This is a genomic window from Pseudomonas corrugata (assembly GCF_050920615.1).
In the GTDB taxonomy this organism is placed as follows: domain Bacteria; phylum Pseudomonadota; class Gammaproteobacteria; order Pseudomonadales; family Pseudomonadaceae; genus Aquipseudomonas; species Aquipseudomonas corrugata.
The window spans coordinates 6,100,083-6,121,007 of sequence record NZ_CP130434.1 but is presented as its reverse complement, the minus strand read 5'-3'; the positions used below and the strand labels follow the sequence as shown (position 1 = coordinate 6,121,007).

Sequence of the window (20,925 nt, the reverse complement as noted above, 5' to 3'; positions counted from 1 at the left end):
CGCCGGTGTACCGGCTCTCCCCTGTTTTGGATGGCCTGAGGCTAAGAATAGTTCGGAATCGGAGAGGCACAGGTGGAATGCGTAATAAGTTATGGCAGACCGTTCGTCTGCTATAGCTCAAGCCCGCGGTTCACGCGGGTTTGGGGCGGGATAAAAAATTATTCGTGAGAGCCTTGCGCCGTTTCTGACGGATAAGTCGTGCGCCAGAGCTCAAACCCGCCATCCAGGCTATAGACGTCGGTGAAGCCTTGGCCGACCAGATAGGCGGCTGCGCTCTGACTGGAATTACCGTGGTAGCAAACGACCACGACCGGGGCGTCAAGATCGGCCTTGGTAATGAAATCATGCAGGGAGTGGTTATCCAGGTGCTTGGAGCCACTGATATGAAGGGCGGAAAAAGTGGCGGGATCGCGGATGTCGACGACGACCGCGCCTTGCTCCCGCAGGGCCTGGGCTTGGGCCGGGGGAATACGTTTGAATTCAGTCATGGGAGGGCTCCTGTAGCAGGCCAGGCGCCGATCAGACGGCGGTGCCGGTCGGCGATGACGCAATGGTCGGGTGTTGATGGGGATTGACGTGACCTTGTTCGTCGCAGTCGCAACGCAGTCGTTCGCCGGTATCAATGTTCATCAGTGTCAGTGCTTCGCCCCACACGCAACCGGTATCGAGGGCAAAGAGTCCTGGCTCGTCGCATTGGCCCAGCAGGGCTGCCCAGTGACCGAAAATGATCTTCAGGTTACGGGTCTTGCGCTCCTTGTGCTTGAACCAGGGCGCATAGCCGGGCGGTGCGGTCTCGATGCCTTCCTTGCCCTTGAGGTCTAGTTTGCCGTCGCGGGTACAGAAGCGCATGCGGGTGAAATAATTGGTAATGACCCGAAGGCGGGTCACACCGGTGAGGTCGTTGTCCCATTTGACCGGGTCGTTGCCATACATGCCGTCCAGGTAAGGGCTGAGCAAATTGTCGTCGCGTAGCGCCTGCTCGACTTCGCCGGCGCACTTGAGTGCCCTGCGCAGGGACCATTGAGGTGGAATGCCGGCATGTACCAGCGCCAGGTTGCGCTGCTCGTCGTAGTGCATGAGCTTTTGCTGGCGCAGCCATTCCATCAATTCGATGCAGTCGGGGGCGTCGAGTATTTCCTTCAAGGTATCGGATTTCTTCAGGCGCTCGATGTTCTGCCAGACGGCCAGCAGGTGCAGGTCATGATTGCCGAGCACGCATACCAGCGACTGGCGGATGCTGAAGAGAAAACGCAACGTCTCAAGTGATTGCGGGCCTCGGTTGACCAGGTCACCCACTAGCCACAGCGTGTCTTTCTGCGGGTCGAAGGCGACTCGCTCCAACAGGCACTTGAGTGGGCTGAGGCAACCTTGCAGATCGCCGACCGCGTAAGTGGCCATCAGTGCAAGGCTCCGGGAACCGCCAGGCGAAAGGGGCTGATGACGGCATCGAAGCGTTTGCCGTCCCCGGCCAGCATCTGATAGGTGCCTTGCATGGTGCCGACCCGGGTCGTCATCACGGTGCCGCTGCTGTAGCTGTGACTGTTGCCGGCGTCGATCAGCGGTTGCTGACCGACAACGCCCTCGCCACGCACCTCTTCGACATGACCATCGCCATCGGTGATGATCCAGTGCCGCGACAGCAGCCGGGCGGGTAGCGAACCGTTGTTGCGCACGGTAATGGTATAGGCGAAGGCGAAACGGTTATGTTCGGGCTGCGACTGTTCTGCCAGGAAGCGGGTGGTGACGCTGACGTCGACCTGATAACGAGGATCGGACATGCAAAAGGGCCTTAGAAGCGGGACGCGGGCGTGGCTGAAGGGATCAGTCTAGGCCAAGTGTCGGGTAGTAAACCAGTGGGCGTCCCACCCGAGACGGCCATCGTCCGTCAGATGGCCTCGGTTTTCGGTGCGGCCTGTTCGCTGAGCTTGTCGGCCAGGCGCACGAAGGCCGCCAGATCCAACTGCTCGGGGCGCAGGCTGCCATCGACGCCCGCGGCCTCGATTTCGGCACTGCTGAGCAGCAACTTCAGCGTATTGCGCAGGGTTTTACGACGTTGGTTGAAGGCTTCGCGTACCACACGTTCCAGCAGGCGATGGTCCTTGGCCGGGTGCGGTAGCACCGCATGGGGGACGAGGCGGACGATGGCCGAGTCGACTTTGGGTGGAGGGTTGAAGGCCCCCGGGCCCACATTGAACAGGTGTTCGACCCGGCAGTGGTACTGGACCATGATCGAGAGGCGACCCCAATCACCGCCGCCAGGACCTGCGGCGAGACGTTCGACCACTTCTTTTTGCAGCATGAAGTGCATGTCGCGGATCAGGCCGGCGTTACTCAGCAGGTGGAAGATCAGTGGCGTGGAGATGTTGTACGGCAGGTTACCCACGACCCGCAGGCTGTTCGGCGCGGCGTTCAGGCTGTTGAAGTCGAACTTCAGAGCGTCGCCCTGGTGCAGGTTGAAGTTGCTCTTGCCGGCGAATTGCTGATTGAGGATCGGAACCAGGTCCTTGTCCAGTTCCACCACGTCCAGTTGTGCACCGCTGCCGAGCAGACCTTCGGTCAGGGCGCCCTGGCCTGGGCCGATTTCCAGCATGCGGTCGTCGGGCTTGGCGTTGATGGAGCGCAGGATGCGGTCGATCACTCCGGCGTCATGCAAGAAGTTCTGGCCGAAACGCTTGCGCGCGCGGTGTTGGTATTGCTCGGTCATAAATGGGTCTCGGCCATCTGGTAGGCGGTTTCCAGTGCGACCTGCAGGCTACCGGTATCGATCTTGCCACTGCCGGCCAGGTCCAGGGCGGTGCCATGGTCCACCGAAGTGCGGATGATCGGCAGGCCCAGAGTCACATTGACCGCCGCGCCGAAGCCTTTGTACTTCAGCACGGGCAGGCCCTGGTCGTGGTACATCGCCAGCACCGCGTCGCAGTGCTCCAGATATTTGGGGGTAAACAGAGTGTCGGCAGGCAGCGGGCCATGCAGGTTCATGCCTTCGCTGCGCAAGCGCTCCAATGTAGGTTCAATGATGTCTATTTCTTCGCGACCCAGGTGTCCGCCTTCACCGGCGTGGGGGTTGAGCCCGCAGACCAGGATGCGAGGGTCGGCAATGCCGAACTTTCCCTGCAGATCGGCGTGCAGTATCCGCGTGACACGCTCCAGGCGTTCCGGGGTGATGGCGTCGGCAATCTCCCGCAAGGGCAGGTGAGTGGTCACCAGGGCCACGCGCAGGCCACGGGTAGCGAGCATCATCACGACCTGTGCGGTATGGGTCAGGTCCGCGAGGAATTCGGTGTGCCCCGAAAAGGCGATGCCGGACTCGTTGATCACGCCCTTGTGTACCGGTGCGGTGATCATGCCGGCGAAAGCGCCATCCAGGCAGCCCTGGCAAGCACGGGTCAGGGTTTCCAGGACGAAGCCGGCATTGGCCTTGTCCAACTGCCCGGTGACGACCGGGGTGCCCAAGGGGGTATCCCAGACATACAGGCTGTCGGCCGGCGCTGGGATATCCGGCCAGGCGCCCGGTGTCACTGCAAGCAGATTGACGGCCACTCCGAGTTGCGCAGCCCGCTCAAGGAGCAGGGTGCGGCTGGTGATGGCAATCAGAGGGTATGGCTGGGGCTGCGCGGCGAGCAGCAGGCACAGGTCGGGACCAATGCCGGCAGGCTCGCCGGGCGTCAGCGCGAAACGCTTGGGTTTCACTGCGCTGCCTGGTCTGCACCAGGGAGCTTGATTTCAACGTAGGCTTCGTCGCGGATCTGGCGCAGCCAGGTTTGCAGCTCTTCGTCGTACTTGCGATTACGCAGTACCGTCATTGCCTGTTGTTCGCGGGCCTGAGTGGTGCTGTCGGTGGCGCGACGACCAAGGACTTCCAGGACATGCCAGCCATAAGGACTCTTGAACGGCTTGGACAGTTGGCCTTGTGGTGTTTCGGCCATGACCTTGCGGAACTCGGGGACCAGCGCGTTTGGATCAACCCAGTTCAGATCGCCACCGTTGAGGGCCGATCCCGGGTCTTCCGAGAAACTCTTCGCCAGTTCGCCGAAGTCCTCGCCTGCTTCGATGCGGTCGTAGAGCTTCTCCGCCAGGCGCTTGGTTTCGGCTTCGCTGCGAATTTCGCTGGGTTTGATCAGGATGTGGCGAACATGTACTTCGTCACGCACCTGCGCGCCGCCACCCCGTTTCTCCAGCACTTTCAGGATAATGAAGCCGCCGGGAGTACGGGCAGGCTGAGTAATGTCACCCACCGCCATGGCACTCAGCTCGCGGTCGAACGGAGGCGGCAGTTGAGCAGGTTTGCGCCAGCCCATATCGCCACCTTCCAGAGCGTTTTCGCTGCCGGAGCGGGCGACGGCCATCTGACCGAAGTCGGCACCTTGCTTGAGCTGCTGGTAGACATCCATTGCCTGGCGATAAGCGCTCTGAATCGCTTCGGAGTTGGCGCTTTCCGGGGTAGGAATCAGGATGTTTGCCAGGTGCAGCTCTTCGGAAAGCTGCATTTTGCCCAAGTCGGATGCGAGGAAGTTCTTCACTTCCTGTTCGGAAACCTGGATGCGTTCAGCCACCCGACGCTGGCGTACGCGACTGATGATCATCTCGCGGCGGATCTGGTCACGGGCGTCATCATAGGACAGGCCGTCGTGAGCCAGTGCAGCGCGGAACTGGTCGATGGTCATGTTGTTGCGCTGGGCAATGGTTCCGACGGCCTGGTTCAGCTCTTCGTCGGTAATGCGGATGCCGGAACGTTCGCCGATCTGCAATTGCAGGTTTTCGACGATCAGGCGTTCGAGTACTTGTTGATCCAGCACACCCGGCGGTGGCAGGCCGCCGCCGCGCTTGGCGATGGTTTGCTGCACTTCATGGACGCGTTGGTCCAGCTGGCTCTGCATGACCACGTCGTTATCGACAATGGCCACCACTTTATCGATGGGCTGTACCGCGGCGTTGGCCGCGGTACCCAGGAACAGCGCGCCCAGCATCAGCGGGCGCAGACAATCAGAAAGCTTGGTCTTCACGTTCACGATAACCTTGGATGCCTTTGTCGAGGAAGCTCTCTACCTTGGTGCCAGTGAGGCCGCCGAGTCCCTTCAGGACAATTTGGAGGAAGATGCCGTGGTCGCCTTTTTCGTTTTCCGGGGCGGCTTGACTGAACTCTTCGTAGTCGACCCAGTAACGGTTGATCAGGCGCAGTTTCCAGCAGCAGTTGTCGTATTCGAAACCGCCGAAGGCTTCCAGGGTACGGTTGCGGTTGTAGTCATACTGCCAGCGGCTGATAGCGTTCCACTGCGGAACGATCGGCCAGATGACCGAGAAATCGTGCTGCTTGATCTTGTAGTAGTCCTTCACGTAGCCAGGCGTGCCCGGTGTGCCATAGTCGCCACCACCCACTTGCCATTGACCGGTTGCCTCGTCGTAACGGACCTGGTCGTTACGATAGCGATAACCGGCATTGATGACCTTGTTCGGATTGTCTTCCGGCTGGTAGTGGAACATCGCACTGCCCGAACGCGGGCTGTGGGTATCCGGGTCCCAGTTGTAGGTGGCAGTGGTACGCCAGTCGCGATTCCAGCGGAATTCGTATTCCAGCGCGTATGGAGACACGTTCGACTTGGCGTCTTCGCGGGTCTTGAAATCGATGCCCGGCAGTTGTACTTCGCGATCCTTGAAGTACAGGGCCTGGCCGACGCTGATGCGCTGACGTTCAAAACCGTTTTCTTCGATCCAGCGGCTGGTCACGCCCAGGGACAGCTTGTTCTCGTCGCCGACGCGGTCGGAACCGGTGAAGCGGTTATCCCGGAACAGCGAGGAGTAACTGAAGGTCGATTCGCTGGTATCGAACACGGGAATGTCGCTCTGGTCCTTCTCGGGTACGTAGAGATAGAACAGGCGAGGCTCCAATGTCTGGCGGTAGTTGGTGCCGAACCATTGAGTGTCGCGGTCGAAATACAGGCCACTGTCGATGCTGGCGATTGGCACGCCACGGCTCTGGCTGCTGCTGTAGGTGCCTCGCAGCCGATCAGCCTCCGCGTTCTGCGCGGCGACCTGCGCTTTGCCGATACCGTCCAGATCCAGATCGTACTGAGTGTACTGATACTTGAGCGACGGTTTGATGTAGCCGTAGCTCGCATTCATCGGCAGGCTGATGACCGGAGCCAGGTTCAGGCGATTGCCATTAGCCCGTGCGAGGCCGCGAATGTTGTTGTCCAGAAATGGTGAAGTGTCCCCATTTTCATCGCTATAGTCGCCGGTTCTCAAATCACGATCAAACCGCACCAGCTCCGTCTTATACGCGAAATCCAGACCATACGGATGGTCAGGCAATGATCCATTGAAGGTGATCTGCGGCAGGCGGTTATACGGCGTGATCTTTGAGATCGTCGCCATTTGATACGCCTGGGCATTGACCCGTGCAACGTAGTTGTCGCCCCTATAGCTGACCGCACCCTGCTGATTCACGTAATCCTTGGACTCGACACCGATCTGGTCGGTCTGCAAATCCTGGAAGTAATAAGGGTCGCTGATCTTGGTGTAGTCGACTTCCGTCAGCACACGTGAGTCCAGCCCGCCCTTGTGCTGCCAGTTGTACATGTAGCGGGTCTTGCTGTAGTCGGACTGTTTGGCGCGCTCGTTTTCTTCGTCGTTGAGGTACGCAGCGCCGAACTGACCTTCGCTGGATTTGGTCAGGTAGCGGAATTCGCCTTCCATCAACAGGCCGCGCTTGCTCATGTAGCGCGGGTACAACGTGGCGTCGTAGTTCGGCGCCAGGTTGAAGTAGTACGGGGTGACCAACAGGAAACCGGTGTCGCTGCCGCTGCCAATGGTCGGCGGCAGGAAACCGGACTGGCGACGGTCATCGATCGGGAAGTAGATATAAGGCGTGTAGAGGATCGGGATGTCCTTGACCCGCAGCGTCACGTTGGTCGCGGTACCGAAGCCGGTGGCCGGGTTCAGGGTGATGTTGTTGCCCTTGAGCGTCCAGGCGTTGCTGTTCGGTTCGCATGTGGTGTACGTGCCGTCCTTGAGGCGGATGATCGCGTTCTCGGCACGCTTGGCATACAGGGCGTTACCGCGGATACGCGACTTGTGCATCACGTATTCGGCGTTGTCGACCTTGGCTTCGCCGGTGTCCAGCTGGACATCGGCATGGTCGCCGACGATCAGCGCGCCGTTGTCGCGAACACGCACATTGCCGTTCAGCTCGCCGCGGTTCTCGGCCTGGTAAAGGCTGGCTTCGTCCGCCTCGACCTGCATACTGCCCTGGCGCATGACCACGTCACCGGCCAGGGTCGCCACCTGTTGTTCCTGCTCGTAGCGTGAAGCCTTGGCGCCGAGGAAGGTCGGGGCGTCGCTCTTGGCTGTCTTGTCATTCATGCCTGGACGGGTCGGCTCGATATAGGCACCGGAGCAATAAGGACCGGTTTCGGCCAATTGCGCAGGCGTGAGGTTCTCCCGCGGAACCCAGTCCAGGTGGCTGTAGTCTGCACTGCGCGACTTCAGGCCGCGGCCCTTGGCTTCGGTAACCAGCACTGGCTTGTCGCCGCCTGCTTCAACCGAGCTGCTGCCGGCCGGAGCGTCGCCGCTGTCGGCGACGGCACTGCCTTCATGCACCGGACGTGGCGGCAATGCGGCGGCCGGGGTCTTGGGGGAACAGTCCCAGGCACCCGAGGCGGAGACGGAGCAGTCATACTGCTGCGCCGCGACAACGAATGAAGAGGCCAGGGGTTGCAGGGCCAGCAGACTGCCGGTGACCAGCAACGGAAATTTTTTACGAAACGCGGGGGATTTCAATGCCATCTTATTAGTCCGGGCTTCCTGCGTGCCATCTGCCCGCGGTGTGGGCCGCACGCCTCTCGATGGTCTGAAAAAGATGCTGGATAATAAAGCATGACCCGCTTGACGGCTAGGGCCGTCGGAGACCCTTGCAATGCCCGACCACGATGTACGTTTGCAACACCTGAAAGTTTGGCTCGATGAGCAACTCCCGATCCTTTTTGCCGCACAAGGCTGGGGTGTCGTACCCCCGGCCACATTGACCGCGGCCAGCAGCGACGCGAGTTTCCGACGTTATTTCCGCTGGGAAGGCGAGGGCCGCAGCCTGATCGTGATGGATGCACCGCCGCCCCAGGAAAACTGCAAACCCTTCGTGGATATTGCGTTTTTGCTGGCGAAATCCGGAATTAATGTGCCGAAAATTTATGCAGAAGATCTCGAGCGTGGCTTTCTTTTGCTCAATGACCTGGGCAATCAGACCTATCTGGACGTGATCGACGGGAAAAATGCCGACGATTTGTTCCGTGATGCCCTGCAAGCGCTGCTGGCTTTCCAGCAGTTGCCAATGGTCGCGCCTTTACCCAGCTACGACGTTGCGTTGCTGCGCCGGGAGCTTGAGCTGTTCCCCGAGTGGTACGTCAAGCGCGAACTGGGCATCGAGCTCGATTCGGCACAGCAGCAGCTCTGGCAGGAGGCCAGCGACCTGCTGATTGATAGCGCCCTGGCCCAGCCCAAAGTCCTGGTGCATCGCGACTACATGCCGCGCAACCTGATGATCAGCGAACCGAACCCGGGTGTGCTGGATTTCCAGGACGCGGTCTACGGCCCGGTGACCTACGACGTGACGTGCCTGTTCAAGGACGCCTTTCTCAGTTGGCCTGAAGCGCGTGTGCGTGGCTGGCTGGAGGATTACTGGCGGCAAGCTGGCGCGCTGGGTATACCGGTCCAGCCAGATATCGAAGACTTCCTGCGGGCCAGCGACCTGATGGGCGTACAGCGCCATCTCAAGGTCATCGGGATTTTTGCGCGCATCTGTCACCGCGATGGCAAGCCGCGCTACCTGGGCGATGTGCCGCGCTTCTTTGCCTATATAGAAGCCGTCCTCGCACGTCGTCCTGAACTGGCGCAACTGCAGACCTTGTTGTCCAGCCTGCCTCGCCCGGCGGGAGCGACGGCATGAAGGCGATGATCCTGGCGGCGGGCAAGGGCGAGCGCATGCGCCCCCTGACTCTGACCACTCCCAAGCCGCTGATCCGTGTCGGCGGTATTCCATTGATCGAATACCATCTGCAGGCGCTGGCCGCGGCCGGCTTCAGCGATATCGTGATCAACCATGCCTGGCTCGGTCAGCAGATCGAGGATCATCTGGGGGATGGTTCGCGATTTGGCGTGCGGATTCGTTATTCGCCCGAAGGGGAGCCGCTGGAGACCGGCGGTGGGATCTTCCGGGCCTTGCCGCTGCTGGGTGATGAAGCGTTCGTGGTGGTCAATGGCGATATCTGGACCGATTACGATTTCAGTGTCCTGCGTGGCTCGTTTGAAGGGCTGGCGCACCTGGTGCTGGTGGATAATCCCGAGCATCACCCAGGTGGGGATTTCATCCTGTCCGACGGAAAGGTTCACGAAGGGGAGCCGGCTGCCGACAAACTGACCTATAGCGGCATTGCCGTCCTGCACCCAAGGTTGTTCGAGGGGTGCTCGGATGGCGCGTTCAAGCTCGCACCGCTGTTGCGCCGAGCCATGGCAGGGGGGCAGGTCAGTGGCGAGCGCCTGCAAGGGCACTGGGTCGATGTGGGAACCCATGAACGTTTGATGCAAGTCGAAACCTTGATAGAAGCGAGCCGTTGATATGTGGTGGCCAGGGACTCTGATAGGAGCCGGAGCGGGCTTTGCCATAGCCAGTATTCCGGGGGCCATGCTCGGTGCGTTGTTAGGGCAGGCGCTGGACCGGCGCCTGAACCTGCAAGGCTGGGCACAGGTACGTGAGCGCCTGGGCGGTCGCCCGGCGTTGCGCAACGACGAACTGCTGTTTGTCCTGTTGGGACGACTGGCGAAAATCGATGGTCGGGTGGTCGACGGTCATATCCAGCAGGCCCGCCAGGAAATGCGTGCGCTGGACCTGAGCGAGCCGGCACAACGCCGAGCCATTGCGGCATTCAACCGAGGCAAGTCTGGAAACGACCGCTTGCGCGGTTATCTGCGCCGTCTTGGCACTCAGCCCCATGCCGCTGAAGGCGTGCTGCGGGCCTGCTGGCGAATGGTCTGGGCTGACGGTCGCGCCGGCGCCAGCGAGCGTGAGTTGCTCGTCCAGTGGGGCAAGTGGCTGGGCTGGACACCCCAGCAGGTCCAGGCGCTGGCGATTGATTACGAACCACAGAAACCGTCTCTGCCCAACAGCGGCGTGACCTATCAGCAAGCGTTGCGTTTGCTGGGGGTTTCAGCCACCACCGAGCCGTCGCAGATCAAGCGGGCTTATCGTCGGCTGCTCAGTCGTCACCATCCGGACAAAATTGCCGGCAGTGGCGCAACACCCCTGCAAGTGCGCGAAGCCACGGACAAGACTCGGGAGTTGCATAACGCTTATCGGTTGATTCGGGAGCGGCGGGATTTTCGCTAGTTTCATCGAATAAATCGTGGCGAGGTTTTGGGCGGCGTCGCCGCCCGCTGGGATAGATTGCCTCACCACAAACAGGTGTCTGGCGAAAGAGCCGAATAAACCTCATTCACCCGGGTTTTGCGGGTTCAACCACCCTCGAACCCGACGAAACAGCTGCTCCTGCTGCGCCGCCGCATTGGGTAAGGCCTTGAGGGAAACCTGGCTGAAATTCGAGCCCTTCAGGCGTTTGCTCGCCTGCAAGCGCTCCAGTGCTGCGTTACGATCCAGCGCTTTATCCATGTAGAAGACGTCGGCGGTTGCCAGCTTCAAGGTTGGCGTCAGTTCGGCCAGGCCGGGCTTGGTGTTCACCGGGGACTGCGCGGCGACCATTACGAAGCGCTCTATCTGCGAAGGCTGTTTTTCGCTGAGGTAGCGCGCCGCCCAGTAGGCGCCGGTGCCATGGCCCAGCAGCACAATGCGACGCGAACTCTGTTGCTCGGCGTAGGCCAGTGCCGCGTCGATACGGGCGAAAATGCGTTCGGCACCGGCCCTGGCATTCTCCTCATCGGCTTCGGCGACGACCGGATCGACAGCGTCGGCCTCGCCACCCGCCACCTGCTCGATCGGAGCCGCCGTCGTGGCGTCCGGGGTAGCGGCAGCCGTGTCGGCTGGTTTGGTTTGCGGCGAGGCTTCCACTGCGCGCGGTGCGATAACATCGCTTTGCGGGTCCGGCAGCGTGATACTCAGGGTGTTCCATTCGACATCGGGCAGTTTTTTACGCAATGGTCCGACGACTTGAGGCCAGTCAGCCGTTTCACCAGCACCAGGGACTATGATGACCGCGCCCTTGGGGTCGCTGGTGTTGGCCGGTTTCCAGAGGGCCAGGAAGGTGTCGCTGCCGGTCTGGAGCTGTTGCTGTTCCTGGGGCGGGACTTTTCGCTCCAGCGCGGCCGCCTCTTCCTGGCTACGCTCGAGCAGGGGCTGGCGCTCGACCGGTTTTGTCTCGGAGGGTTGATCCGTCGCGGTAGGCGCCGGTTCGTCAGCCTGTACAGAAAACGCACTCGGCAGGATCAGCGACAGGCACAATGCTGGCATTGCCAGGCGGTGGACAAAGGGCATCGGATATTCCAGGGCCAGAAGTATTTCCGGCAGCCTAATGGGTTGGTCAGTATTTGTCAGTGCGTGAGACTTCAATGATGCGTTTTTGCTGCCTGTGGGTTATCGGCTGTTTATGGCTTCCCTTGATGACGTGGGCTGCGCCCGCGCCCTCTGCCCATGGGGTGCAATTGAGTGCTGAGCAGCGTCAATGGTTGGCAGAACATCCCCAACTGCGGGTTGGCCTGGTCCTGCAGGCGCCATATGCGCAGTACGATCGACGCTTGCAGCGCCTGTCCGGCACCAACGTCGAGTTGATGCAGTGGCTGGGCAAGGTACTGAATGTCGAGTTGACCTGGCGCAATTTCCAGGACGTGGCGCAACTGGAAGCCGCTCTGCGCGATGGTGAGGTGGATATCGCCCCGGGCCTGACCCAGACCCCGGCAGGACTCAGGCTTTGGCTGTTCTCCGACCCGTACATGCGCGTACCGCAGTTGATTGTCGGCGAGCAAAAGGGGGCTGAGGGTGTGGAGTTGGAAAAGCTCGACGCTCAGGTCCGGGTGGCGGTGCGCATGCCCAGCGCCACGGCGGACTACCTGCGTGGCACCTATCCGACGTTGAATCTGCAAGGCGTACCGATGGAGCGTGAGGCTCTGCAACTGCTGCTCAGTCAGCAGGCCCGGTACGCTGTGGTCGACGAGGCTCAACTGGGAAGGCTCATGATCGAGCCGGAGTTCGCCGAGCTGGTTGTGGTCGGCGACATCGGCTTGCCGCAACTGCTGCGGGTCGCTACGCGTCGGGACTGGCCGGAGTTGGCCGAGATAGTCGACAAGGGGCTCCAGGCGATTCCCGCCAGGGAACTGGAGCAACTGCACAGCCGCTGGCTCAAACCCAAGTATCCGCGCCTGACCGAAACCCCGGGTTTCTGGCAGAACCTGACGCTGTTGATGCTGGCCTTGCTATTGAGCAGCGTCGCCATCGTATTCTGGCAGCGTCGCCAGCAACGTGGTCTGGAGCGTCGTCTGCGCTCTGCACGCGACGACATCGCCCAGCGTGCCGCCAGCGAAGAAGCGCTGCGCCTCACCCAGTTTTCCATCGATCAAAGTACGGTAGGCATTCTCTGGGTCAACTGGGACAGCCATGTGCGCTATGCCAACCGCGCTGCCGAAGCCATGCTTGGCTACGGACCCGGTGCGATTATCGAACGCCCCTTGATCGACTTCGAGCCGGGGCTGCACATGGATCGCTGGTTGAACCTATGGAAGCGTGCTCGGGCTAGCGAGGACGGACCCCAGAGTTTCGAGACCGAGTGCGTAAGGGCTGATGGCAGTATCCTGCCGGCCGATGTTTCCCTGAGTTTTCTGCGTTTTCGTGATGCGGAATACCTGGTGGTCTACCTCAATGACGTGACCGAGCGTCGTCGTGCGCTGGCGGCGTTGCGCGAAAGCGAAGCGCGCCTGCAAGGCATCGCTGCCAACGTGCCGGGCCTGGTTTTTCGCCTGGAGCGGGCACCGGTGACCGGTCAGATCGATTTTGCCTATATCAGCGAAGGCAGCGAAAGCCTGGTGGGTTACTCCCCAACGACCCTGGCTCGCAGCGACACCGGCTTGCGCAGCCTGGTGCATCCGGACGACAAGGCCGATTATCACCGCACCCAGGATCAGGCTCTGGACAGCGACAGTGACTGGTCGTGGCAGGGTCGCATCCTGACCCGCGAAGGCCGGGAACGCTGGGCTGAGATCAAGGCGATTACCCGTCGTCTCGAGGATGGCGCCTACGTCTGGGACGGCATCGTCTGGGACATCACCGAAAGCAAGCGTATCGAGCTGGAACTGGCCAGCTCCCGGGAGCAATTGCGCGAATTGTCGGCGCACCTGGAAAGTGTACGGGAAGAGGAAAAGGCCCGTATCGCCCGGGAAGTCCATGACGAACTGGGTCAGATGTTGACGGTGCTGAAGCTGGAAACGTCCATGTGCGAATTGGCCTATGCGCAGCTGGACCCCGGTCTGCAGGAGCGACTCAACAGCATGAAGCGCCTGATCGCTCAGTTGTTCCAATTGGTGCGAGATGTGGCGACGGCGTTGCGTCCGCCTATCCTCGATGCAGGTATTGCCTCGGCCATCGAGTGGCAGGCCCGACGCTTCGAGGCGCGTACGCAGATTCCGTGCCTGGTGCAGGTGCCCGACAATCTGCCACCCCTGAGCGATGCCAAGGCGATCGGCCTGTTCCGTATTCTCCAGGAAGCGCTGACCAACGTGATGCGCCACGCCCAGGCGCATACCGTGGAACTGACGCTGGTTCGCCAGGGTGATGAATTGTGTCTGATCGTGAGTGATGACGGTGTAGGATTTATTGCCGATACAGGTCGGCCGACATCCTTTGGGCTGGTAGGGATGCGCGAGCGGGTGCTGATCATGGGTGGGCGATTGTCCCTGGAAAGTGAGCCGGGGGAGGGGACTACCCTGGCGGTGCGGGTGCCGTTGCATGAGGGCTGATGGGTGGGTTGCCTGGGCGGGCGCAATCGCGAGCAGGCTCGCTCCCACAGGGCTATATGGACATTAATGTGGGAGCGAGCCTGCTCGCGATTGGATTCTGAATCTGGAGAAGAACGTGATCCGTGTACTGGTAGCCGAAGACCACACCATCGTCCGTGAAGGCATCAAACAATTGATCGGCCTGGCGAAGGACCTGGTGGTGGCGGGAGAGGCGAGCAACGGCGAACAGTTGCTCGAAACCCTGCGACACGTGCCCTGCGAAGTGGTGCTGCTGGATATTTCCATGCCGGGGGTCAATGGTCTGGAGGCGATCCCCAGGATCCGTGCGCTGAACAATCCACCGGCGATCCTGGTGTTGTCGATGCATGACGAGGCGCAGATGGCGGCTCGGGCGCTGAAGGTGGGCGCGGCTGGCTACGCGACCAAAGACAGCGACCCTGCATTGCTGCTCATGGCGATTCGCAAAGTTGCGGCGGGCGGTCGTTACATCGACCCGGATCTGGCCGACCGCATGGTGTTCGAAGTCGGCCTGACCGATGCGCGCCCACTGCATGCGCTGCTATCCGAGCGCGAGTTCTCGGTCTTCGAGCGCCTTGCTCAAGGCGCCAACGTCAACGACATCGCCCAGCAACTGGCCCTGAGCAGTAAAACCATCAGCACTCACAAGGCACGGCTGATGCAGAAACTCAACATCACTTCCTTGGCGGAGCTGGTGAAGTACGCGATGGAGCACAAGCTGCTCTAGGCCCGCCACAGATTCCTTGTGTGCGAGCCTGCTCGCGATAGCGGTGGGTCAGCTTGCAACAATGCTGAATGTGCCGCCGCCATCGCGAGCAGGCTCGCTCCCACAGGGAACTCGAGTTGGCATGTCCATTTGCGACATGCCTCAGAGCACGCAATTTCAGCGTTTATCCCCAAAAGCCCGGCGCTTTTATCCAATCCCGCCGTCCTTGTAGGGCAATCCCTACCCCGACTCTTCCATCCGGCTGAGGCGATTCTCTCCTGCGCCCCGATTTGCGTGGGCACGAGGCTCCACTAGGCTTGAGTCACAAGCAGTCATCAATACAAAAGGTGCGGGTATGAGCCAGGTTGATTCAAGCGCGGGGGCCGGTGATGTGCTGGTCAGCTTTCGTGGTGTGCAAAAGAGCTACGATGGCGAGAACCTGATCGTCAAAGACCTCAACCTGGAGATTCGCAAAGGCGAGTTCCTGACCTTGCTCGGGCCGTCCGGCTCCGGCAAGACCACCAGCCTGATGATGCTCGCGGGTTTTGAAACCCCGACCGCCGGTGAGATCCAGTTGGCCGGCCGTGCCATTAACCATGTGCCGCCCCACAAGCGCGACATCGGCATGGTGTTCCAGAACTACGCCCTGTTCCCCCACATGACCGTCGCCGAGAACCTGGCGTTCCCACTGACCGTGCGGGGCCTGAACAAGAGCGATGTCAGCGACCGCGTCAAACGGGTATTGAGCATGGTCCAGCTGGACACTTTCGCCCAGCGCTACCCGGCGCAGTTGTCCGGCGGCCAGCAGCAGCGTGTCGCCCTGGCCCGGGCGTTGGTATTCGAGCCGCAGTTGGTGTTGATGGACGAACCCCTCGGTGCACTGGACAAGCAACTGCGTGAGCACATGCAGATGGAAATCAAACACCTGCACCAGCGTCTCGGCGTGACCGTGGTCTATGTGACCCACGACCAGGGCGAGGCCTTGACCATGTCCGATCGCGTGGCGGTGTTCCATCAGGGTGAAATCCAGCAGATCGCCCCGCCGCGCACGCTCTACGAAGAGCCCAAAAATACGTTCGTCGCCAACTTCATCGGCGAAAACAACCGCCTCAGTGGTCGCCTGCACAGCCAAACCGGTGATCGCTGCCTGGTGGAGCTGGGCCGTGGGGAGAAGGTCGAGGCGCTGGCGGTCAACGTCGGCAAGCCTGGTGAGCCGGTGACCCTGTCGATCCGTCCGGAGCGGGTGAGCCTCAACGGCGCAAGCGAACAATGTGTCAACCGCTTCTCAGGGAGGGTGGCGGAATTCATCTATCTGGGCGACCACGTCCGGGTTCGCCTGGAAGTCTGCGGCAAGAACGACTTCTTCGTGAAACAACCGATTGCCGAGCTCGACCCCGAACTGGCCGTCGGAGACGTGGTTCCGCTTGGCTGGCAGGTTGAGCACGTGCGTGCGCTCGACCCACTTCTAGAGGCGAATTGATCGCCCCCCTGCTGTAATCAACACACCAACCCTGCACGTGGAGAGAACAATAAATGTTGAGATCCCTGAAGTTCACCGCCCTGACCCTGGGCATGATGGGTGCGGCAAGCGCGATGGCGGCGGGCCCGGACCTGACCGTGGTGTCTTTTGGCGGGGCGAACAAGGCGGCTCAGGTCAAAGCCTTTTACGCACCGTGGGAAGCGGCCGGCAACGGCAAGATCGTGGCTGGCGAGTACAACGGCGAAATGGCCAAGGTCAAGGCCATGGTCGACACCAAGAGCGTTTCCTGGGACTTGGTGGAAGTCGAGTCCCCTGAGTTGTCCCGTGGCTGTGACGAGGACATGTTCGAGCAGCTCGACCCTGCGCTGTTCGGCAAGGCCGAAGACTACGTCAAGGGCGCTATCCAGCCTTGTGGCGTAGGTTTCTTCGTGTGGTCGACCGTACTGGCTTACAACGCCGACAAACTGAAAACCGCGCCAACCAGCTGGGCGGATTTCTGGGATACCAAGAAATTCCCGGGTAAGCGTGGCCTGCGCAAGGGTGCCAAGTACACTCTGGAATTCGCCTTGATGGCCGACGGTGTCGCGCCAAAAGACGTCTACAAGGTGCTGGCCGGCAAGGATGGTCAGGACCGCGCATTCAAGAAACTTGACGAGCTCAAGCCGAATATTCAGTGGTGGGAAGCCGGCGCACAGCCGCCGCAATATCTGGCGTCCGGTGACGTGGTCATGAGCTCGGCCTACAACGGCCGGATCGCTGCGGTACAGAAAGAAAGCAACCTGAAAGTGGTGTGGAACGGCGGCATCTACGACTTTGACGCGTGGGCCATCCCACGTGGCCTGGACAAGACCCGTGCCGAAGCAGCGAAGAAGTTCATCGCCTACTCGGTGGCGCCACAGCAGCAGAAGACCTACTCGGAAAACATCGCCTACGGCCCGGCCAACACCCAGGCAGTACCGTTGCTGTCCAAGGATGTCTTGAAAGACATGCCGACCACCCCGGAAAACATCGCCAACCAGGTGCAGATCGATGTCAGCTTCTGGGCTGACAACGGTGAGCAACTGGAGCAGCGCTTCAACTCCTGGGCTGCGAAGTAACCGGCATCCGAGACTGGATGGAATCCATGTGGGAGCGGGCTTGCTCGCGAAGGCGTCATCACTTCCAACATTTATGTTGACTGATACACCGCTTTCGCGAGCAAGCCCGCTCCCACAGGTTCGGGTGTTTCAAAAGAACAGGGACGGCACACCGTCCTTGTAACGATAAAAAAAGATTTGCGGAGTTCGCCATGGCCATCGCCGTTCCACTGAACGCGGGCACCAGCCCCACCTTGAAGCAGCGGCTCAAGCGCGCCGAGCGGGTCAACCGCTGGAAGGCCCAGGCCTTGATTGCACCGCTGGTGCTGTTTCTGTTGCTGGTGTTCCTGGTGCCGATCGTGGCGCTGCTGTTCAAAAGCGTCAGCAACCCGGAAGTGGTCGGTACCATGCCGCGTACCGTGGCTGCGATTGCAGCATGGGATGGACGCGGATTACCTGGGGAACCGGTGTACAAGGCCGCCAGTGAAGACTTGGCTGAAGCTCGCAAGAATCAGACACTGGGCGACCTGTCCAAACGCCTGAACATGGAATCGGCCGGCTATCGCAGCCTGCTGACCAAGACCGCTCGTGCGCTGCCGTTTGCCAGCGAGCCGGCCTCCTATAAAGAGGCACTTGAAAACTTCGATGAGCGCTGGGGCGATCCCGCGTATTGGCAGGTGATCCGTCGCAACACCAGCAATATCACCCCCTATTACCTGCTGGCGTCCGTCGATCATCGTATCGACGACCTCGGCGAACTGGCCCCGGCCACGCCTGACCAGGCGATCTACCTCGACATTTTCGCACGCACTTTCTGGATGGGCCTGGTCATCACCGCAATCTGCCTGGTATTGGCTTATCCATTGGCCTATCTGTTGGCGAACCTGCCGTCGCGCCAGAGCAACCTGCTGATGATCCTGGTGCTGCTGCCGTTCTGGACGTCGATCCTGGTGCGGGTGGCGGCGTGGATCGTGCTGTTGCAGTCCGGTGGGCTGATCAACAGTGCCCTGTTGGCCATGGGGATCATCGACAAGCCCCTGGAGCTGGTCTTCAACCGTACCGGCGTCTACATCTCGATGGTCCACATTCTGCTGCCGTTCATGATCCTGCCGATCTACAGCGTGATGAAGGGCATCTCGCCCACCTATATGCGAGCGGCGATATCCCTGGGCTGTCATCCATTTGCCAGTTTCTGGCGGGTGTACTTCCCACAGACCTATGCCGGTGTCGGCGCCGGTTGCCTGTTGGTGTTCATCCTCGCCATCGGCTACTACATCACCCCGGCATTGCTGGGCAGCCCGAACGACCAGATGGTCAGCTACTTCGTCGCGTTCTACACGAACACCAGCATCAACTGGGGCATGGCCACCGCGCTCGGGGGGCTGCTGTTGCTGGCGACCATCGTGCTTTATCTGATTTACAGCTGGCTGGTGGGCGCCAGTCGCCTGCGCCTGAGCTAAGGGGAGATCGAAATGCTGAGTCCTTACATGTCTTCCGTCGAACGGGTGTGGTTCTACTGCTTGCGCACGCTCTGCGGGTTGATCCTGCTGTTTCTGATCCTGCCGGTACTGGTGATTATCCCGCTGTCGTTCAACTCCGGCAGCTTCCTGGTGTATCCGCTGCAAGGCTTTTCGATGCACTGGTATCAGGATTTCTTCGCCTCGGCCGAGTGGATGCGAGCGCTGAAGAACAGCATCATCGTGGCCCCGGCGGCCACATTGCTGGCGATGGTCTTCGGTACGCTGGCGGCCATTGGCCTGACCCGTGGCGATTTCCCGGGCAAGGCGCTGGTCATGGCTCTGGTGATTTCACCCATGGTGGTTCCGGTGGTAATCATCGGCGTGGCCAGCTACCTGTTCTTCGCGCCGCTGGGGATGGGCAACAGCTTCATCTCGCTGATCGTGGTCCACGCAGTGCTTGGTGTACCATTTGTCATCATTACCGTTTCGGCGACCTTGCAGGGGTTCAACTACAACCTGGTTCGGGCTGCTGCGAGCCTGGGCGCTTCGCCATTAACGGCGTTTCGTCGGGTGACCTTGCCCTTGATCGCCCCGGGTGTGATCTCCGGGGCGTTGTTCGCTTTCGCGACTTCGTTCGATGAAGTGGTGGTGACCCTGTTCCTCGCCGGCCCCGAGCAGGCAACCTTGCCACGGCAGATGTTCAGCGGCATCCGCGAAAACCTCAGTCCTACCATCGCGGCAGCGGCGACGCTGTTGATCGTCTTCTCGGTGATCCTGCTGCTGACCCTGGAGTGGTTGCGTGGGCGTAGCGAGAAGCTGCGTACCGCCCAAGCCTGACGAATGTGGGAGCGAGCCTGCTCGCGATAGCATCGGATCAGTTGCCTCAGTGCTGACTGACCCTCCGCTATCGCGAGCAGGCTCGCTCCCACATTGGGTTTGTGGTGCATTCAGGCGCTGAATGGCAGAACAACCCGCAATACCGAGCTATTCTTGTGCCAGCCCATACTCGAACAAGAGGCCGCGCACATGAGTCTTTCCTCATTCAAGATCGCCCATAAACTGATCACCGGTGCTGCTGCCATCGAGCAACTGGCGGCTGAACTGACACGGCTGGATGTGGATAACCCGCTGATCGTCACCGATGCCGCGTTGGTCAGGTCCGGCACCGTGGACCTGGCTCTGCAGCACCTGGGCGGGCGCGACTACGAGATTTTCGACCGGGTCATGCCGGACCCGGAAATCGCCATCGTCGAAGACTGCATGCAGGCCTACCGCGACGGCGGCCATGACGGCCTGATCGGCCTGGGCGGCGGCAGTGCCATCGATATCGCCAAGTGCGTGGGCGTCTACGCCGGTTATCACGGCGAGCTGCAAGACATGTTCGGTGTCGACCAGGTACCCCGCAAGGGCCCGCCGATGATTGCCATCCCCACCACGGCGGGCACCGGTTCGGAGGTCACCAACGTTGCGATCCTCTCCGACAAGGCTGCGCAGCTGAAAAAGGGCATCGTCAGCGATTATCTGTTGCCGGACGTGGCACTGGTCAGCCCGCAGATGACTCTTACCTGTCCTCCCGGCGTGACCGCAGCCAGCGGTGTCGATGCGCTGGCTCATGCCGTCGAGTCCTACCTGTCGCTCAATGCCTCGCCGATCACCGATGCCCTGGCCATCGGTGCGATCAGACTGATCAGCCGAGCACTGCCCAAGGCCTTTGCCAACCCTGCTCATCTGCAGGCCCGGGAGGACATGGCAACCGCCAGTCTGATGGCCGGCATGGCATTCGGCAACGCCGGGGTCGGGGCGGTGCATGCGCTGGCTTATCCGCTGGGGGGGCGCTTCCATGTGTCCCATGGCGTTGCCAACGCCATGCTGCTGCCCTACGTCATGCAGTGGAACAAAATGGCCTGCGTGGAACGCATGCGGGACATTGCCGAAGCAATGGGCATAAAGACCGGCCACCTGAGTGATCTGGAAGCCGCCAACGAAGCCGTGGAGGCCATGGCCGCGTTATGTAGTGCCGTAGAGATCCCCAAGGGCCTGAGCGGCCTGGGTGTCACCGAAGGTGTGATCCCATCCATGGCCGTAGAGGCGGCAGGGATCGAGCGGTTGATGCGTAACAATCCACGCAAACTGAGCGTTGCGGATATCGAGAAGATCTACCGCGCAGCGTATTGATCGTCGGCCACGGTGGGCGCGCCAAACCTTGAGGTATACAATGCGCGCCATCGTGATTTCGTTCAA

General features: G+C 60.8%; 18 protein-coding genes. 10 read left to right on the top strand and 8 right to left on the bottom strand.

All coding sequences use genetic code 11. From position 1 onward, the window contains the following. Positions 1-158: 158 nt before the first annotated feature. From glpE to QZH45_RS27485, 7 genes are all read right to left on the bottom strand, one after another. The gene (gene glpE, locus QZH45_RS27515; protein ID WP_024777409.1) at positions 159-488 is read right to left on the bottom strand and encodes a thiosulfate sulfurtransferase GlpE; all 330 of its coding nucleotides are present in this window, start codon (positions 486-488) and stop codon (positions 159-161) included. Positions 489-519: 31 nt separating this feature from the next. Continuing rightward, positions 520-1,398, bottom strand: a complete 879-nt coding sequence (locus QZH45_RS27510; protein ID WP_024777410.1) for a symmetrical bis(5'-nucleosyl)-tetraphosphatase — start codon at positions 1,396-1,398, stop codon at positions 520-522. Next, complete coding sequence (gene apaG, locus QZH45_RS27505; protein ID WP_024777411.1) at positions 1,398-1,778, bottom strand: Co2+/Mg2+ efflux protein ApaG; 381 nt, start codon at positions 1,776-1,778, stop codon at positions 1,398-1,400. The genes QZH45_RS27510 and apaG overlap by 1 nt, the downstream gene beginning before the upstream one ends. Before the next feature lie 107 nt (positions 1,779-1,885). After that, positions 1,886-2,704, bottom strand: a complete 819-nt coding sequence (rsmA, locus tag QZH45_RS27500) for a 16S rRNA (adenine(1518)-N(6)/adenine(1519)-N(6))-dimethyltransferase RsmA (protein WP_024777412.1) — start codon at positions 2,702-2,704, stop codon at positions 1,886-1,888. Continuing rightward, a complete protein-coding gene (gene pdxA / locus QZH45_RS27495; protein ID WP_024777413.1) occupies positions 2,701-3,690 on the bottom strand; it encodes a 4-hydroxythreonine-4-phosphate dehydrogenase PdxA in 990 nt (329 codons plus the stop codon). The genes rsmA and pdxA overlap by 4 nt, the downstream gene beginning before the upstream one ends. Continuing rightward, the gene (gene surA / locus QZH45_RS27490; protein ID WP_147460425.1) at positions 3,687-5,003 is read right to left on the bottom strand and encodes a peptidylprolyl isomerase SurA; all 1,317 of its coding nucleotides are present in this window, start codon (positions 5,001-5,003) and stop codon (positions 3,687-3,689) included. The genes pdxA and surA overlap by 4 nt, the downstream gene beginning before the upstream one ends. Further along, on the bottom strand, positions 4,984-7,782 hold the full coding sequence (locus QZH45_RS27485; RefSeq protein ID WP_024777415.1) for an LPS-assembly protein LptD: 2,799 nt from the start codon (positions 7,780-7,782) through the stop codon (positions 4,984-4,986). Before QZH45_RS27485 ends, surA begins: the two co-directional genes overlap by 20 nt. A gap of 130 nt (positions 7,783-7,912) precedes the next feature. Here QZH45_RS27485 and QZH45_RS27480 point away from each other — a divergent pair, with 130 nt between their 5' ends. From QZH45_RS27480 to QZH45_RS27470, 3 genes are read left to right on the top strand one after another with little or no spacing between them, the layout of a single operon-like run. Then, entirely contained in the window at positions 7,913-8,938 is a 1,026-nt protein-coding gene (locus QZH45_RS27480) for an aminoglycoside phosphotransferase family protein (RefSeq protein ID WP_024777416.1), read from the top strand. Beyond that, the gene (murU, locus tag QZH45_RS27475) at positions 8,935-9,606 is read left to right on the top strand and encodes an N-acetylmuramate alpha-1-phosphate uridylyltransferase MurU (protein WP_024777417.1); all 672 of its coding nucleotides are present in this window, start codon (positions 8,935-8,937) and stop codon (positions 9,604-9,606) included. Before QZH45_RS27480 ends, murU begins: the two co-directional genes overlap by 4 nt. Position 9,607: 1 nt before the next feature. Continuing rightward, a complete protein-coding gene (locus QZH45_RS27470; RefSeq protein ID WP_024777418.1) occupies positions 9,608-10,375 on the top strand; it encodes a TerB family tellurite resistance protein in 768 nt (255 codons plus the stop codon). Positions 10,376-10,477: 102 nt separating this feature from the next. Here QZH45_RS27470 and QZH45_RS27465 read toward each other — a convergent pair whose 3' ends face one another. Further along, positions 10,478-11,473, bottom strand: coding sequence for an alpha/beta hydrolase family protein (locus tag QZH45_RS27465; RefSeq protein ID WP_024777419.1), 996 nt, complete (start codon positions 11,471-11,473; stop codon positions 10,478-10,480). 74 nt (positions 11,474-11,547) lie between these two features. Between QZH45_RS27465 and QZH45_RS27460 the strand changes: the two genes are divergently transcribed. From QZH45_RS27460 to QZH45_RS27430, 7 genes are all read left to right on the top strand, one after another. Next, positions 11,548-13,944 carry a PAS domain-containing sensor histidine kinase gene (locus QZH45_RS27460; protein ID WP_053191487.1) on the top strand — a complete coding sequence of 799 codons (2,397 nt, stop codon included), beginning with the start codon at positions 11,548-11,550 and terminating at the stop codon, positions 13,942-13,944. Positions 13,945-14,059: 115 nt separating this feature from the next. Continuing rightward, the gene (locus QZH45_RS27455) at positions 14,060-14,689 is read left to right on the top strand and encodes a response regulator (protein WP_024777421.1); all 630 of its coding nucleotides are present in this window, start codon (positions 14,060-14,062) and stop codon (positions 14,687-14,689) included. Positions 14,690-15,023: 334 nt separating this feature from the next. Then, positions 15,024-16,148: an ABC transporter ATP-binding protein gene (locus QZH45_RS27450; RefSeq protein ID WP_024777422.1), complete on the top strand. Its 1,125-nt coding sequence runs from the start codon at positions 15,024-15,026 to the stop codon at positions 16,146-16,148. Between the two features lie 53 nt (positions 16,149-16,201). Continuing rightward, positions 16,202-17,245, top strand: coding sequence for an ABC transporter substrate-binding protein (locus QZH45_RS27445; protein WP_024777423.1), 1,044 nt, complete (start codon positions 16,202-16,204; stop codon positions 17,243-17,245). A gap of 191 nt (positions 17,246-17,436) precedes the next feature. Beyond that, a complete protein-coding gene (locus QZH45_RS27440) occupies positions 17,437-18,684 on the top strand; it encodes an ABC transporter permease (protein WP_024777424.1) in 1,248 nt (415 codons plus the stop codon). 12 nt (positions 18,685-18,696) lie between these two features. Beyond that, entirely contained in the window at positions 18,697-19,521 is an 825-nt protein-coding gene (locus tag QZH45_RS27435) for an ABC transporter permease (RefSeq protein ID WP_055135235.1), read from the top strand. Between the two features lie 189 nt (positions 19,522-19,710). Further along, positions 19,711-20,859 (top strand): iron-containing alcohol dehydrogenase, encoded by a 1,149-nt coding sequence (locus tag QZH45_RS27430; RefSeq protein WP_024777426.1) that lies wholly within the window; start codon positions 19,711-19,713, stop codon positions 20,857-20,859. Positions 20,860-20,925: the final 66 nt, after the last annotated feature.

Excerpts from the sequence above, each read along its gene's own strand:
- QZH45_RS27480 (WP_024777416.1), top strand. The coding sequence starts at position 7,913 with ATGCCCGACCACGATGTACGTTTGCAACACCTGAAAGTTTGGCTCGAT.
- QZH45_RS27440 (WP_024777424.1), top strand. The coding sequence starts at position 17,437 with ATGGCCATCGCCGTTCCACTGAACGCGGGCACCAGCCCCACCTTGAAG.
- QZH45_RS27470 (WP_024777418.1), top strand. The coding sequence starts at position 9,608 with ATGTGGTGGCCAGGGACTCTGATAGGAGCCGGAGCGGGCTTTGCCATA.
- QZH45_RS27510 (WP_024777410.1), bottom strand. The coding sequence starts at position 1,398 with ATGGCCACTTACGCGGTCGGCGATCTGCAAGGTTGCCTCAGCCCACTC.
- QZH45_RS27435 (WP_055135235.1), top strand. The coding sequence starts at position 18,697 with ATGCTGAGTCCTTACATGTCTTCCGTCGAACGGGTGTGGTTCTACTGC.
- QZH45_RS27485 (WP_024777415.1), bottom strand. The coding sequence starts at position 7,782 with ATGGCATTGAAATCCCCCGCGTTTCGTAAAAAATTTCCGTTGCTGGTC.
- rsmA (WP_024777412.1), bottom strand. The coding sequence starts at position 2,704 with ATGACCGAGCAATACCAACACCGCGCGCGCAAGCGTTTCGGCCAGAAC.
- QZH45_RS27460 (WP_053191487.1), top strand. The coding sequence starts at position 11,548 with ATGATGCGTTTTTGCTGCCTGTGGGTTATCGGCTGTTTATGGCTTCCC.
- apaG (WP_024777411.1), bottom strand. The coding sequence starts at position 1,778 with ATGTCCGATCCTCGTTATCAGGTCGACGTCAGCGTCACCACCCGCTTC.
- QZH45_RS27465 (WP_024777419.1), bottom strand. The coding sequence starts at position 11,473 with ATGCCCTTTGTCCACCGCCTGGCAATGCCAGCATTGTGCCTGTCGCTG.
- QZH45_RS27450 (WP_024777422.1), top strand. The coding sequence starts at position 15,024 with ATGAGCCAGGTTGATTCAAGCGCGGGGGCCGGTGATGTGCTGGTCAGC.
- QZH45_RS27430 (WP_024777426.1), top strand. The coding sequence starts at position 19,711 with ATGAGTCTTTCCTCATTCAAGATCGCCCATAAACTGATCACCGGTGCT.
- QZH45_RS27445 (WP_024777423.1), top strand. The coding sequence starts at position 16,202 with ATGTTGAGATCCCTGAAGTTCACCGCCCTGACCCTGGGCATGATGGGT.
- glpE (WP_024777409.1), bottom strand. The coding sequence starts at position 488 with ATGACTGAATTCAAACGTATTCCCCCGGCCCAAGCCCAGGCCCTGCGG.
- murU (WP_024777417.1), top strand. The coding sequence starts at position 8,935 with ATGAAGGCGATGATCCTGGCGGCGGGCAAGGGCGAGCGCATGCGCCCC.